Source organism: Orbaceae bacterium BiB, from assembly GCA_036251205.1.
Lineage (GTDB): Bacteria > Pseudomonadota > Gammaproteobacteria > Enterobacterales > Orbaceae > Orbus > Orbus mooreae.
The window spans coordinates 2,889,084-2,904,398 of record CP133958.1; the positions used below are offsets into that span (position 1 = coordinate 2,889,084).

Below are 15,315 nucleotides of genomic sequence, written 5' to 3' on the forward strand. Positions count from 1 at the left end.
GCAATAATCTTAGCATTGTTTGTCTTCAATATTTATAACAACACAAGCGTTACATAAAGGAGATTTATATGGAACAAACAATGCGTTGGTTCGGGCCTAATGATCCCGTATCATTAGATGATATACGACAATCTGGAGCCACAGGAATTGTGACTGCGCTTCACCATATTCCAAATGGTGAGGTTTGGCCAATTGAAGAGATTCAAAAACGTAAAAAAATCATTGAAGATAAAGGTCTAACATGGTCTGTTGTTGAAAGTATTCCGGTTCATGAAGAGATCAAAACTCATTCAGGTAATTACGATAAACATATCGCTAACTATCAACAATCCATCCGTAATCTAGCTGCTTGTGGTATTGATACCGTTTGTTATAACTTTATGCCAGTGCTTGATTGGACTCGAACTGACCTATCTTATGAATTACCAGACGGCTCAAGAGCGTTACGCTTTGATCAAATCGAGTTTGCTGCTTTTGATATTTTTATTTTACAACGACCTAATGCGGAAAAAGATTATTCGGCATCCGATATTGCAGAAGCAAAAAAATATTATGAAACAGCAAGTCAGGAGCAAAAAGATCGATTAGTAAAAAATATTATAGCGGGTTTACCAGGTGCTGAAGAAGGCTATACATTAGCCCAATTTAGAGATCATTTAGCGACTTATGATGGAATTAATAAAGCGAAACTACGTGAAAATTTTGCTTATTTTTTGAAGGCGATCGTTAAAGTTGCAGAAGAAGTCGGGGTTGTGTTAAGTGTTCACCCTGATGATCCACCGCGTCCAATTTTAGGTTTACCACGTATTGTCTCAACAATTGATGATATGCAGTGGCTTAAAGAGACTGTGGATAGTATTCATAATGGTTTTTGTTTCTGTACCGGATCTTATGGTGTTCGCGAAGATAATGATTTAGCTACAATGGCAGCTAAGTTTTCTGACCGAGTTCACTTTGTACACTTACGTGCAACCGTGCGTGAAGGTAATCCACTATCATTCCATGAAGGTGATCACTTAGCTGGTGACGTTGATATGTATGCGGTTATCAAAGCGCTAGTTACTGAGGAAGAGCGCCGTAAAAAACTAGGTATAAAGCGCGCAATTCCAGTCCGTCCGGATCACGGTCATCAAATGCTTGATGATTTGAAGAAAAAGACGAATCCAGGTTATTCTGCAATTGGTCGTCTGCGTGGTTTAGCTGAAATTCGTGGTGTAGAGTACGCTATTCGTAAGGCCTTTTTTGAATAGGTAACTCTATTTTGTGTGATTGATATTGCTGAGTATTTTGCTGGCAATATCAATCATTTTAATCAGCGCCTTATTATTCAACTACCATGTTTTACATTATTTTTATTCATCACTCTTATTGATATCTTGCTGTTCATTGTCATGTCTATGAGCACGTTTATGGTGATGATGCTTACCATGACGATGGTGATGACCCCGTTTATTTTCATCGCATCGTTTATGTCTACAAGACTCAGACTCTTCATCTTGTTCAGAAAATAATTTTAGTGATGAGGTTAACTTTTCAAGTAAATTAGATAAATTATCAATCTCTGTTTCATTAAAATCGTTGAAAACATCATTGATAAAACGTGATTTTTCTAATTTTGACGCTTCGATTTTCTCACTACCCGCTTCAGTTAAAAAAATCTTAAATGATCGTTTATCATTTTCATCTTGAGTTTTAGTAATAAAACCACGATGTTCCAATTTTTGGACTAATTCACTCATCGATGATGGCTTAACATCTAATTTTTCGGCCAATTCACGTTGCGTTATTCCATTTTGTTGATGCTCTTGTAATAGCGCAAATAGGCGTCCCTTGCCTCGTACTGAATCTTTATTTTGATGCTTATTACGACGAAGTAGATTAAAGCTATAATGTAAGTTATCTATAATATTGAGTTTGTTTTGCATAATATTCCTATAATAATTGATATGGTTATTTAATTAGGTACCGAACTAAATGCTAGTATAATAGTAATTTATTAAATTGCAATATATTTAGGTACCTAATTACTTTTTCAATAAGGTTTTAGCTATTACATTTTCCTATAGAATAAATTAACCATTTGATTTAATTGGTAAAAATAGCCTTAATAATGAGACTATTTTTTAGTAATGAGAGTGAGAAACACAGATAGAGGTATTGTTACAGTACGTTTAAATGTATTGATTTTACAAAGTGTATGACGAAATTTGTATGATTAGGCTTTAAAACTATGTAGTCGGTTCATTGCAATATTCAAACCCTCTTTTACAAAGAGTTCAGTACAGCGAACAGATTCATCAATAGCTTGAGCAATTAATATTTGTTCTGATTGAGACGGTTTATTGAGTACAAATCCGACAACTTTACTTTTATCGCCGGGATGACCAATACCAATACGTAATCGATAAAAATTGGCGTTATTTCCTAATTTGCTAATGATATCTTTTAAACCATTATGCCCGCCATGACTACCACCTAATTTAAGTTTAGCGATGCCAGGATTAAGATCTAGTTCATCATGAGCGACCAAAATTTCTTCTGGCTTGATTTGATAAAAGGTTGCCATCGCTTGCACGGCTTTGCCACTTAAATTCATAAAGGTTGTAGGTACTAATAAACGAATATCTTGTCCATCAATATTGATTCGGGCTGTATAACCAAAAAATTTTGCTTCATTTTTAAGTGATTGGTTAAAACGTTCAGCAAGTTGATCCACATACCAAGCTCCCGCATTATGGCGAGTTGCTGCATATTCGGCACCTGGGTTGGCAAGTCCAACAATTAATTTTATTGTCGTCATAATATTTTAAGCTATTAAAAAACCGATGAATATACCATCGGTTTTTAATTAGTGATTTTACCTATTAGTAATGAAACATAGCAGAAATAGACTCTTCATTACTGATTCGTCTAATCGCTTCAGCAAGCATTCCTGATAATGTTAGCTGGCGAACATTTTTTAAGGCTCTAACTTGCGGCGTAAGTGGAATAGTATCACATACGACAATTTCATCAATTTTTGAATGCTTGATATTCTCAACTGCTTTACCAGAGAAAATCGGATGAGTTGCATAAGCAAATACGCGTTTAGCACCACGCGCTTTTAGTGCTTCAGCCGCTTTACATAAAGTACCTGCTGTATCAATCATATCATCGACTAAAATACAGTCACGACCGGCAACATCACCAATGATATTCATCACTTCAGCTTCATTAGCGCGTTGGCGACGTTTATCAATAATAGCCATATCGGTATCGTTAAGTAATTTAGCGATCGCTCTAGCACGAACAACACCACCAATATCTGGAGATACAACAATTGGGTGTTCAAAGTTTTGCTGTAGCATGTCTTCTAAAATAATTGGGCTACCAAAAACGTTATCAACAGGAACATCAAAGAAACCTTGAATTTGTTCAGCATGAAGATCTACAGTTAATACTCTATCTACTCCGACTGTTGACAAAAAGTCTGCGACGACTTTAGCCGTAATTGGTACACGAGCTGAACGTACTCGACGATCTTGTCTTGCATAACCAAAATAAGGAATTACTGCTGTAATACGACCCGCTGATGCTCGGCGCATCGCGTCAATCATAACCAGTAGTTCCATTAGATTATCATTAGTTGGAGCACATGTTGATTGAATGATAAAAACATCCTCACCACGGACATTTTCATTGATTTGAACGTTGACTTCTCCATCACTAAAACGACTAACTACAATATCGCCAAGCGATGTATAAAGGCGATTTGCAATATGTTTTGCTAGTTCGGGTGTTGCATTTCCAGCGAAAAGCTTCATGTCAGGCACGAGTTAAACCTCAAGCATGTATAATGATTACTTATTAGTAATCAGTTAAATCGGGGCTACAATTATATAATTAATTAGGGATATTCCTCAACTATAATGTGGAAATTTATTATAACAAAATAATTTTATTCAAGATTATTTTTATAGCCGATGAGCATCTCGCGTTTTTTACCATAACCTGTTCGTTTTTTAACCGTGAATCCAGCATTGATCAAATTACGTTTTACCTGTCCTGCTGCTGTAAATGTGGCAAATGTACCATTAGTGGCCGTAATTGGAAACAGGGAACTAAATAATTCGCTTGACCACATCTCTGCATTTTTAGCAGGTGAGAAACCATCAAAAAACCACGCATCAATTATCATGTTAAGCGACGATAATGTATTTGCAAATTGGTGAATGTCTAGAAATAATATAGTGAGGGAAACATCACCAAATAATGTTTTGGCGCTAGGCCAACGGCTCTGGAGCTGTTTAGCAAGATTTAATAAATGCGTATCACGAAGAATTGTTTCGTGAATTTCTTTAAGCTCATTTAAAGTGAGCGGATATTTTTCACAGCTCACAAACTGTAAATTTTTTAAGATGTGATTCGGGTATTGTTGTCTAAATTGCATAAATTGTTGCCAAACAATTAAAAAATTGAGCCCAGATCCAAATCCCGTTTCACCAATTGTAAATACTGATTGAGTATGCGCTAAGAAGCGTTCATTAAGGTTATTACCTTCAATAAATACATACATTGTCTCGGCAATCGCGCCATCGTCATTAAAGTATACATCATCAAAATGAACTGATACTGGCGTACTATGGTCTTTCCAAACAATATTGTTGCTATTCATTTATCTGTTTCTCAAATTCACATAGTTGCATATAATACTCTACAATAATTTGAGAGGTAAATTATGCTTTTTCTATTTAGAATCATTATTGGTGCTATTCTAGCCATTTTAGTCTGTGTGTTTGGGGTGATTTTTTGTTTATTTAATCCACGTAATCCAAAAAATGTGGCGCGATTCGCTCATATTTTTGGTCGAGTATTTACGCCACTGTTTGGTATTAAAGTGATTACACGTGAATGTGCGACAATCAAAAATTCGGGTAGCCATGTGTTTATTGCCAATCACCAAAATAATTATGACATATTAGTCGCTGGGCAAGTAGTGCAATATGGTACGGTAACGATTGGTAAAAAAAGCTTAGTCTGGGTCCCTTTTTTTGGCCCTCTATATTGGCTAACGGGCAATATCTTACTCGATCGCGATAATAAATCTAAGGCGCGAGATACGTTAGGTCAAGTAGTGAATGAAATTCAAAAGAAAGATCTTTCGGTCTGGATGTTCCCAGAAGGTACGCGTAGTCGGGGGCGTGGATTACTGCCATTTAAAACGGGAGCCTTTAGAACGGCCATTGCTGCTGGTGTACCGATTGTACCAATTTGTGTCTCAAATACTAATACTATCCGCTTAAACCGTTGGAATAATGGTTATATGATTGTTGAGATGCTTGAGCCTATCAGTACGGTAGGAATGCAAAAAGAAGATGCTAAAGGATTGATGGATCGTTGTTATCAAATGATGGATGATAAAATCAAACAGTTAGATGAAGAAGTTAAGCGATTAAATAGCCAATGAGCATGAATAGTAATAAAGATCGCAATTTTGATGATATCACCGGCAAATTTGCGCAAAATATTTATGGCACAACCAAAGGGAAAATCCGTGAAGAAATCGTTTGGCAGGATCTTGTCACTATTTTGCATGATTTTCCTCAGGAGCAAAAACTCACTATTCTTGATGCCGGTGGTGGGCAGGGGCAAATTGCTTGTAAACTCGCTAAATTAGGTCATCAAGTTACGATTTGTGATATTTCACAGCAGATGTTAGATATCGCTAAGGAGTCTGCTGAGAAAGATAATTTGACCTTAACCTATATCAATGCACCGATACAGCAACTCGCTCCTGATTTACAACATACATTTGATATCGTAATTTGCCATGCGGTGTTGGAATGGGTACATGAACCACAAGAACTACTGTCTTCACTCAAAAGCCTACTAAAAGCGCAGGGCACCTTATCCTTAATGTTTTATAACTACCATGGTTTGTTGTTTAGAACCGTAACGCTAGGTAATTTTGGTTATGTACAAGCGGGACTGACTAAACGCAAAAAGAAAACATTATCACCTGATTACCCTCGTCATCCAAATGATGTCTATTTGTGGCTCGCTGATCTTGATTTTACCCTTACTCAAAAAACCGGAATTCGCGTTTTTCACGATTATTTAGTGGATAAACAGAAACAACAAACGCGCTTTGATGAATTACTAGCGATGGAAAAACAGTTTTGTCGGCAAGAGCCTTACCTGAGTTTAGCAAGGTATATCCATGTCGTTGCTAAATTATGAGATAAAGTAAAAGAATAACTAAGATAAATCTTATTTTCGTACTCGAGGATTATCTGAATTAAAAATCATTACTCGAAAATTTTTGTATAAATGGGTATGATATATCCCTAATGAATCATTAGAATTTAAGGTAAGTAATATGATAGTAGTAACTGGTAGTGCGGGTTTTATTGGCAGTAATATTGTGAAAGGCTTAAATGCACAAGGCTATAAAGATATTTTAGTCGTTGATGACCTAACCGACGGTACTAAATTCGCTAATCTTGTTGATCTTGATATTGCTGATTATATGGATAAAGACGAATTTATTGCTAACATTGTTGCTGGCGAAGATATGGATATTGAGGTTATTTTTCACCAAGGCGCTTGTTCTTCTACGACTGAGTGGGACGGCAAATTTATGATGGAGAATAATTATAATTACTCTAAAGATCTTCTTCATTATTGCTTAGAGTTCAAAATCCCTTTTCTTTATGCTTCATCAGCGGCAACTTATGGCGGTAGAACGGATAACTTTATTGAAGATCGCCAGCATGAAAAACCATTAAATGTCTATGGTTATTCAAAATTCTTGTTTGATCAGTATGTCCGCGAAATTTTACCTCAAGCACAATCACAAGTCTGTGGATTCCGCTATTTTAATGTGTATGGACCACGGGAACAGCATAAAGGTTCAATGGCAAGTGTCGCATTTCATCTAAATAGTCAAATTAGTCAAGGTGATAAACCAAAATTGTTTGTAGGTAGTGATACTTTCAAACGTGACTTTATCTATGTTGATGATGTTGTTGCTGTCAATTTATGGTTCTGGAAAAATAATAAATCAGGTATTTATAACTGTGGTACAGGGCGTGCGGAATCATTCCAAGCTGTTGCTGATGCTGTTTTGGGTTATCATCAAAAAGGTGAAATTGAATATATTCCATTCCCTGACCATTTAAAAGGGCGTTATCAAACGTTTACTCAAGCAGATTTAACCAATTTTAGAAAAGCGGGTTGCCCAATTGAGTTTCAAACGGTTGCTGAAGGTACCACAAAATATATGCAATGGTTAAATAGTAAATAACCATTTGGGCTAATGGTAAACGGTAAGGATTTTATGAAAACGTTAATTATTGGACCTTCTTGGGTGGGTGATATGATGATGTCACAAAGCCTGTATCGTACACTTAAAGCAGATAATCCACAGATCGAAATTGATGTAATGGCACCAGCTTGGTGCCGTGCATTACTCAATAAAATGCCAGAAGTTAATCAAGCTATTGCGATGCCTATTGGTCATGGTAGCTTGGCGTTAAAAGAACGCTATCAACTTGGTAAACAGTTAAAAAGTAAGCATTATGAACAGGCGATTGTCTTACCTAACTCATTAAAATCAGCATTAATTCCCTTTTTTGCGGGGATCCCTAAACGAACTGGTTGGAAAGGGGAGATGCGTTATGGGTTACTTAATGATATTCGAACGTTAGATAAACAAGTATTTCCGCTGATGGTTGAGCGTTATATTGCTTTAGCCTATCCTAAGAGTGATATACGATCTGCCGAAGATCTACCAAAGCCACTACTTTATCCTCATTTGGTGGTCAGTGCAAAAGATGCGCTGCTTACTCGTTCTGAATTTAACTTATCGGGTGCTGAACCGCTGATTGGATTTTGCCCTGGTGCTGAGTTTGGTCCAGCTAAGCGTTGGCCTGATTACCATTATGCCGCATTGGCTGATATGTTAGCGAAACAAGAGGCTAAAATTATTATTTTTGGTTCTCAGAAAGATCGAGTCGTTGGTGATGCAATTATTAATCAAATGACGTTAGGTGATAGATGCCTTAATTTAGCAGGTTTAACTTCTCTTGAACAAGCGGTTAATTTATTATCATGCTGTAATGCTGTGGTGTCTAATGATTCTGGTTTAATGCATATTGCTGCTGCATTAGATCGACCTCTTGTTGCGTTATACGGTCCTAGTAGCCCTGATTTTACGCCACCTTTATCAAATAAAGCCGAAATTATTCGTTTAATTACGGGTTACCATAAAGTTCGTAAAGGCGATGCCGAAGAGGGCTATCATCAAAGTTTGATTGATATTCAACCTGAGCTGGTTTTTGATAAGCTGATGAAATTGCTTGAACGAGTTCGTACGAGTATTGGCAAGGAAGCACCATGACCAAACGAGTTTTAATTGTTAAAACGTCATCAATGGGTGACGTTTTGCATACTTTGCCAGCACTAACTGATGCTTGTAACGCAATTGGTGATATTAAATTTGATTGGGTTGTTGAAGAAAATTTTGCTCAAATACCGAGCTGGCATTTTGCTGTTGATCGCGTGATTCCCGTCGCGATTAGACGTTGGCGGAAGAATTGGTTTGCCAAATCAATTCGTGCAGAGCGTAAACAATTTATTAAACAGCTCCAATTACAACAATATGATTGTATTATTGATGCTCAGGGATTAATTAAAAGTGCCTTTCTAATTACGCGTAAAGCACGTGGTCCGAAGCATGGTTTAGACCGAAAAAGTGCTCGTGAACCAATAGCCAGTTGGTTTTATGATCAAAAGCACTTTGTTGCTAAAGAGCTGCATGCTGTGGAGCGTATTCGAAGTTTATTTGCTCAAAGTTTAGGTTATACTCTGCCAAGTGAAACTGGTGATTATGCAATCGCCAAACATTTTTTATCGGCATTACCAGATGATAATGGGCGATACTTAGTCTTTTTGCACTCTACCACTCGTGATGATAAGCACTGGACAGAGCAAGCTTGGCGAAATTTAATTACACTGATTGAGCCGACGGGGTATAAAATTAAATTGCCATGGGGTAGCTTTCATGAGTATGAGCGTTCAGTTCGCTTAGCTGATGGATTTTCTCATGTTGAGGTTTTACCCAAATTATCATTGGCCGAAGTTGCAACTATTTTAGCAGGAGCAAAAGCGGTGGTATCTGTCGATACGGGCTTAAGTCATTTAACAGCGGCACTCGATAGACCAAATATTACGCTCTATGGTCCAACTGATCCTCAGTTAATTGGTGGGTACGGACGTAATCAAAATAGTCTAATTTCACCTGAAAAAAGTATGAATACGATTTCAGCATCGATGGTTTATAAGCAATTATTACCATTAATCTAGTTATTAATTCATTTTATTATATTTAGACAACTAATCCTGATTAAATTAGTTGTCATCTTCTTTTATTATTTATCTCTCATGTTCTTTTGCTTATTCATCACACCTCGTTTAGAAAAACGGTATTTTATCAATATACTTTTATTGGTATTACATAAATTACTGTATTAAATTTTGATACTATTTTTATCAATTTAATTGCTAACAATTTGATAATCGATATAATTTTTAATTTTTTTAATTAAGGAATATTAAAATAAATGAATAATAGTATGTTGTCATCTAATCAGGTCATTGATACCCAAAATAGACCGCAATCACTTTTTAAGTTACCCACTGTTTTTGCTTTTACGATGGTTGTTTTTAATATATTGCTATCAATATTTTATTACTTTCAATATAGCAGTAATGCGACTAGTGAATATTGGGCTAATTGGTATTTAATGAATTTGTGGAGTGATAGAATTATTAATCAAATGGTTAATTTTTTTGTGTTCTATTTTTGCTTCTCTTTAATTGTATTTATTGGGCAAAAATTTCATCAGTTTACTTGGTTCAATGTATTAAAAGTTGTAGTGATGTGTATTGTTAATATATTCATAATGAGTCTTCTTACTGTAGGATACTCATTGCTATATCGATGGTTACGTGAGGTATGGGAATTCTCATATAGCTATTTTGCAATCGTTCATGACGTTATTCATATCATTTTTAATATTGTCTCTCTATTGGTTTTTTTAGGGGTAGCAAAATTAGTTTTATTTACCACACGTACTAAACAACAGGATTATACATTATTACCGAAAAATCATTCGACACTCTTTGCTGCTTTATTCACTGTTATCTTTTGTATTCCTTCAATGGTTCTATTATTTGATAGACTACCTTATGTTATCAGCGATTTTTTAAATTATAGTATCATAGATGAATTTAATGTAATGATGATCGTGCTATTAATAGTCCCAGCGCTAGTGACATTTTTATGTATTTTAGTTAATTTTTTGATTATTTTCTTTTCAGCTAAACGTTGTTTTCAGCGTGAATTTACGCTTATTCCTTTAAAATTACTCTTTAAAGCTGTAGGTAAAGCCTATTTATATTTGATCGGATTTGCTATTGTGAGTAATGGTGTCTATTTCATTATTAGTTTTATTATCGCTTCGAGTATGAATAGTTATGAATTAAGGCCATTTGCGATGTTTTTAATGACGATTGTCTCTTTGGCATTTTGTATCATTAATATTATTGCGATTGTAAAATTAGTTCGTAAAGCTCTTACCTACTATTTTAGTGTTAACAAGGTGTATAATTAGAATAGGTTGATTGATTTTTGAAAGGTAATTACTTAAAAGTCCGAGTATCTTAATAAAGAGGTGATAATGTATGTTAATTAGGGAGATGCAATCTTCCTGACGAAAAATAATTATTTACTTCTGAGTTGGCTCATCAACTGATATTTATCTTCTTTTTAATGGGGAAAACTCGATTTACCAACCATTTTTTAACTGTGTTATTAAATGATTTGCTATCAAAAAAATAACCTCTTTCACTTACTAGAAAATCTGAGAGAGTTATTATGTTATACTAGATAGAGAGTAAGTTTTCTCTCAATAACTTTATTTCTATAACTAAGAAATTTTTCAATGAAAAAACTAATGGTCACTCTTTTTTCGACAGCGTTAGTTCTGTCTGCGAATAGTGTATTTGCTAATATGGATGAACATGCAATGCATGATAGTAATACCAATGCTAATACTAATACGAATATTACTAACCCAATGACTCAAGAGTATATGCAGGCAATGGATGATATGCATAAACCAATGATGGATGGGGTTATGTCTACTGATCCTGATGTTGCTTTTGTTGCCGGTATGATTCCACATCATCAAGGGGCAATTGATATGGCAAAAATTGAATTAAAATATGGTACGGATCCAGAAATTAGAGCGCTAGCTGAACAGGTTATTAAAGCACAAGAACAAGAGATTGAATTTATGAAAAAATGGCTTGAAACGCATCAAGCTAAATAAGTGTCATTTGTAATCTTTAATCAGATTATTCAATCCCCCATAGTTATAAATAGTCTTATGGGGGATTTTAGTTAAGTCTGCGCAAAACTAATTATTTACGCCATTCTCCACGGATTGGACGACCAAAATGAGCAAGTACAGCAATCATACAGATTTCAATTGAGACACCCCAATAGATGTGACCAAGGATTTCACTCCATAATTCATAACCATTAAGATTCCATAACCAACCTGTCGCACCATTGTCATATACTGGATTTCTGAAACCTAATAATGGAATTAGAAAACCATGCATCGCAACAGTAATGATAATACCGTATAGAGCACCATACCATAATCTAATTTTATTACAGTAGTAAGCGCCAACAACATAGACGCCAGCAAAAGCAAAACTAAATAGCCAGTGATAAAGTGTAACGGCTCCACTTACGATAGTACCTTGGTAGACATAATCAAGCGAGTGAGAGTTAATTCCTAACCAACCTAACCAAGAATCGATATGTGCTGCTGGAGGCGATATCTCACCTGCAACTCGAGGGGGCATATTCACTTCTGAACCCCATTTAACGAGAGCACTAATAAAACCACCGATAATGGTAGTCCAGATAATAATCTGACGATTGACTTTATTTCCAAACATAACTGACTCCTTATTAATAAATACTGTATTAGGATTATATTGCCGTATACTATAATAACAGTAGTTATTTTGCTTCACTAACCGAAAAAAGTTATTGCTGTTATTGTTTTAAGTCTAATTTAAGATAGTTTTTAGACAATGTCTCTATCTATAATATGATTTGTTCAACGTTATGATTTCTTATTAAATGAGCGTTGTTATTTGTCTTATTTTGGTGATCACTTTTTATAGATTAAAAACTCAATTAATTTGAGGTTTTTAATCTATTCTATCTATGGTTATTTGACTTATTATTCGTCTTATCGTCGTTAATTAATTTAATAATTGTGGTGGAAAATCTAATTCAAAATCTGAGTATTCAGCAGGAATATTAAATGTTCTTTCACCATTTTTCCCCGCATATTTGTTAAGCAGAGTTGAATAGGTATAAAAATGGATTTTTTTAGCTTCAGTATCAAATTCAATAAAACGTAACCAACCACCGCCGCCATTAGCTGATCCTGGTTTACCATCAGGACCAATCGTATTACCTTGGTAGTCTTGTAATAATTGATAGACAGGGTAGCCATCATCATTTTTATCAATACGTAAATTTTCTCCATTTGATATGCCTTCAACCGTTGGCGTCCACGCATGCCCACTTAATATCATAAAAATATTTTTATTTTTACGAACAAAACGATCCCATACCTTATCCGGAGAGAGATGAGAGGTGCCTTTAAAGTAAGCATCATAGTCATTGGCCCAAGGACTATTTTTGTCTAATGATGGTACCAACCATTCATGCGTCGTGATAATCACAGGAAGATTTGGATTGCCGTCCAGTACCCGTTGTGCCCATAGTAAATCATCGGTGGTTGGTTCCATCTCCAGAGCAAGGTGGAGAAATTTAAAATCATCTTTATCAATAATTTGAAAACTATTCATATCATTACCATAAGCACCACCACCGCGATACCAACTTTTATTCGCAAAATGGTGAGAGTTAGCACCAAAATATTGATTCCAAACTGTTGCACCTTTTAATGGGCGATTACTACCTGGTCCATTATTATCACTATACCAGTTATAATTATCATAATCATGATTACCTGGTACCATGGCAAAAGGGATATCAGCATCACCAAGAATAGAGGGCAAGGTTAGCATAATCCCACTCTACACGAGTGTTCCAGAGAGTATATTTACCAACAATCCCTGTACGGAATTGCCCATCGCCATGTTGTACGACATCACCAACATGGGTTGCAAATATGATGTTTTTATTCTCTTTATTATCAGCTAAATACTGCATTTGTTGAATAAACGTATTGACTCCTCGTGGTTGTGGGAGTGTTACATCAGTATAATTTTGGGTATCAGATATCACTGCGATCGTCAGTTTTTCTGCATAAGCAGATGTGGTTGAAATTATCAGCGCTAATAAAGTACATTTACTTAACGTATTTATATTCATATACACCTCTTAATTAAATTTAAATGCTAGAAAGCAAGAACATTATGGCAAAACAATATGACAATTTTATTAAACAGTGCAAAATGATAATTGTTATAAAAATGTTTGCTAGGAGCAGTTAAAAAGGGGGGAGACAAGCTTATTTTGTTATGACGAGATTGTTTGTAGCATGTTTTAAATTAACTATGTTAATCATGGTCTATTAACTTAGATATTACTCGTAATAAAAGAGGTATTTTCGGTGTAAAGTTAACGAGAAGGGATCATAAAGCTTGATTGAACGGTATTTTTTGATATTTATTATATAAACAGGCTGATGAAGTAACGTAATTATTTACCTCATCAACATGATATTTATCATTTAATCGCTATTTAATTCCCATTGCGTCACGAATGATAAAAAATAGATCGGTTTGATCTAATAGTCCAGAGACATTAGCTGCATTTGGACCGTAAGCCGCAATACGAATTTGTGTCCCTGTATGATTTTGACTTTCTGTATCACTGGTTGCGTAGCTAACTGTCATTGGTGAATTATCAGCGGTGATCATTTTTAAGGTTAAACCATAAGCCTGTGCATCATGAGGGATGATTTGGGTTGCATGGGCATGATCTCCCGTTACAATCACTAATGTATCACCATTTTTCTCAGCAAATTTAAGTGCAACTTGCACCGCTTCATCTAAATCAACGGTTTCGCCAAATTGAGCACAAGGGTTGGCTTCATGCGCTTGTTTATCAATTGAGGCTCCTTCAACTTGTAAAAAGAAACCATTATTATTGACATCCAATAACTCAATCCCTTTTTGTGTCATTTCAGCCAGAGTTGGCACTGAGTCGTTACGAGCTTTGTTAACTTCACATTTAATTGCCTCACCGTCACTACCTTTGTAGGTCGCTTTTGGTCCTTGCCATCTTACTGGCATATTTTTATCGGCAAATAGACCTAACAGCGGTTTTTGCTGGTCGGCTTTTGTAATGTCCATTAGCTGTTGATTATTGGTAACTATCACATAACCTAGATCTTTAGCTTGCTGCTCAAGAGTTTTACCCTGCCATTTTCCTGCTTTGGCTGATTCATTAAATGTGTATGCACCGCCGCCTAAGGTCACATCGGCTCGAGTTGTTAATAACTGTTCGGTAATCGATCCTAATCCCCCGTTTTCAATAGCCATTGTTGGGCACAATTTACTGGTTGCATCAGGTCCATAACACTTACGATGATTGACATGAGAGTATAGCGCGGCAGGAGTTGCGTCTTGAATTTCAGCCGTTGAAATATTCCCTGTGGCTTTACCTGCTTTTTTGGCTAGCTCGAGCAATGTCATATGTGGTTGTTCATTAACATCGACACCCAGTGCACCATTATAAGTTTTTACACCTGTTGTCCATGCTGTTGCCGAGGCTGCTGAATCAGTCACGTAATCAGGTTGTTTTGTTTTTTTGTCTAAGGAGTAGTGAGTATATGATCCTGTAAACGGTAGGGCATCTAAACCTGCAAAATAACCACTCGCCCCCTTAACATAATTACGAGCTGCGGTAATTTCTGAATCTCCCATTCCATCACCAATTAATAAAATTACATTTTTTACTTTGCCCGTAGTGATAGCTTCTTTTAACCATTGACTTTGATCTTCAGATAATCGTTTGGCTCCACCAAACTCTTGTATATTACCAATTGCAGCTCGTTTTAATAGTGAATCATCATTAGCCATTGCTAATGGAGTGAAAAAAAAGGCACTAGCTGTAAGGACTGGAATAAGTTGACAGATTTTTTTCATTATCATAGCTCCGAATATTTAATGTATTGACTGATAAATTGACGTCAGTATAAATACTTTTTG

The 15,315-nt window shown here is 35.7% G+C and carries 16 protein-coding genes; 8 read left to right on the forward strand and 8 right to left on the reverse strand.

Features of this window, described 5'->3' with window-relative positions; all coding sequences use genetic code 11:
* Positions 1–68: 68 nt before the first annotated feature.
* Positions 69–1,250, forward strand: a complete 1,182-nt coding sequence (gene uxuA, locus RHO11_13770; GenBank protein ID WVD61514.1) for a mannonate dehydratase — start codon at positions 69–71, stop codon at positions 1,248–1,250.
* Between the two features lie 102 nt (positions 1,251–1,352).
* On the opposite strand, the gene RHO11_13775 is transcribed toward uxuA, so the two are convergent.
* The 4 genes from RHO11_13775 to mnmD form a co-directional block, all read right to left on the reverse strand.
* Positions 1,353–1,925 (reverse strand): MarR family transcriptional regulator, encoded by a 573-nt coding sequence (locus tag RHO11_13775; GenBank protein WVD61515.1) that lies wholly within the window; start codon positions 1,923–1,925, stop codon positions 1,353–1,355.
* Positions 1,926–2,215: 290 nt separating this feature from the next.
* On the reverse strand, positions 2,216–2,803 hold the full coding sequence (pth, locus tag RHO11_13780) for an aminoacyl-tRNA hydrolase (protein WVD62910.1): 588 nt from the start codon (positions 2,801–2,803) through the stop codon (positions 2,216–2,218).
* 61 nt (positions 2,804–2,864) lie between these two features.
* Positions 2,865–3,812, reverse strand: a complete 948-nt coding sequence (locus RHO11_13785) for a ribose-phosphate pyrophosphokinase (protein WVD61516.1) — start codon at positions 3,810–3,812, stop codon at positions 2,865–2,867.
* Between the two features lie 125 nt (positions 3,813–3,937).
* On the reverse strand, positions 3,938–4,654 hold the full coding sequence (mnmD, locus tag RHO11_13790) for a tRNA (5-methylaminomethyl-2-thiouridine)(34)-methyltransferase MnmD (protein WVD61517.1): 717 nt from the start codon (positions 4,652–4,654) through the stop codon (positions 3,938–3,940).
* Positions 4,655–4,717: 63 nt separating this feature from the next.
* On the opposite strand from mnmD, the gene RHO11_13795 reads away from it, so the two are divergent.
* The 7 genes from RHO11_13795 (at position 4,718) to RHO11_13825 (ending at position 11,375) form a co-directional block, all read left to right on the forward strand.
* The gene (locus RHO11_13795; protein WVD61518.1) at positions 4,718–5,446 is read left to right on the forward strand and encodes a 1-acylglycerol-3-phosphate O-acyltransferase; all 729 of its coding nucleotides are present in this window, start codon (positions 4,718–4,720) and stop codon (positions 5,444–5,446) included.
* 2 nt (positions 5,447–5,448) lie between these two features.
* Positions 5,449–6,219, forward strand: coding sequence for a tRNA uridine 5-oxyacetic acid(34) methyltransferase CmoM (cmoM, locus tag RHO11_13800; GenBank protein WVD61519.1), 771 nt, complete (start codon positions 5,449–5,451; stop codon positions 6,217–6,219).
* 139 nt (positions 6,220–6,358) lie between these two features.
* Positions 6,359–7,285, forward strand: a complete 927-nt coding sequence (gene rfaD / locus RHO11_13805; GenBank protein ID WVD61520.1) for an ADP-glyceromanno-heptose 6-epimerase — start codon at positions 6,359–6,361, stop codon at positions 7,283–7,285.
* Positions 7,286–7,318: 33 nt separating this feature from the next.
* Entirely contained in the window at positions 7,319–8,380 is a 1,062-nt protein-coding gene (gene rfaF / locus RHO11_13810; protein ID WVD61521.1) for an ADP-heptose--LPS heptosyltransferase RfaF, read from the forward strand.
* Complete coding sequence (gene rfaC / locus RHO11_13815; protein ID WVD61522.1) at positions 8,377–9,345, forward strand: lipopolysaccharide heptosyltransferase RfaC; 969 nt, start codon at positions 8,377–8,379, stop codon at positions 9,343–9,345. The genes rfaF and rfaC overlap by 4 nt, the downstream gene beginning before the upstream one ends.
* A gap of 257 nt (positions 9,346–9,602) precedes the next feature.
* The gene (locus tag RHO11_13820; protein WVD61523.1) at positions 9,603–10,655 is read left to right on the forward strand and encodes a hypothetical protein; all 1,053 of its coding nucleotides are present in this window, start codon (positions 9,603–9,605) and stop codon (positions 10,653–10,655) included.
* Positions 10,656–10,985: 330 nt separating this feature from the next.
* Positions 10,986–11,375, forward strand: a complete 390-nt coding sequence (locus RHO11_13825) for a DUF305 domain-containing protein (GenBank protein WVD61524.1) — start codon at positions 10,986–10,988, stop codon at positions 11,373–11,375.
* Between the two features lie 91 nt (positions 11,376–11,466).
* Here RHO11_13825 and RHO11_13830 read toward each other — a convergent pair whose 3' ends face one another.
* The 4 genes from RHO11_13830 to phoA all read right to left on the reverse strand — a co-directional run bounded on the left by RHO11_13830 (position 11,467) and on the right by phoA (position 15,252).
* Positions 11,467–12,015 carry a DUF1440 domain-containing protein gene (locus tag RHO11_13830; protein ID WVD61525.1) on the reverse strand — a complete coding sequence of 183 codons (549 nt, stop codon included), beginning with the start codon at positions 12,013–12,015 and terminating at the stop codon, positions 11,467–11,469.
* Between the two features lie 312 nt (positions 12,016–12,327).
* Entirely contained in the window at positions 12,328–13,164 is an 837-nt protein-coding gene (locus RHO11_13835; protein ID WVD61526.1) for a metallophosphoesterase, read from the reverse strand.
* A complete protein-coding gene (locus RHO11_13840) occupies positions 13,136–13,471 on the reverse strand; it encodes a hypothetical protein (GenBank protein WVD61527.1) in 336 nt (111 codons plus the stop codon). The genes RHO11_13835 and RHO11_13840 overlap by 29 nt, the downstream gene beginning before the upstream one ends.
* A 368-nt stretch (positions 13,472–13,839) precedes the next feature.
* Entirely contained in the window at positions 13,840–15,252 is a 1,413-nt protein-coding gene (gene phoA, locus RHO11_13845) for an alkaline phosphatase (protein WVD61528.1), read from the reverse strand.
* Between the last annotated feature and the right edge of the window lie 63 nt (positions 15,253–15,315).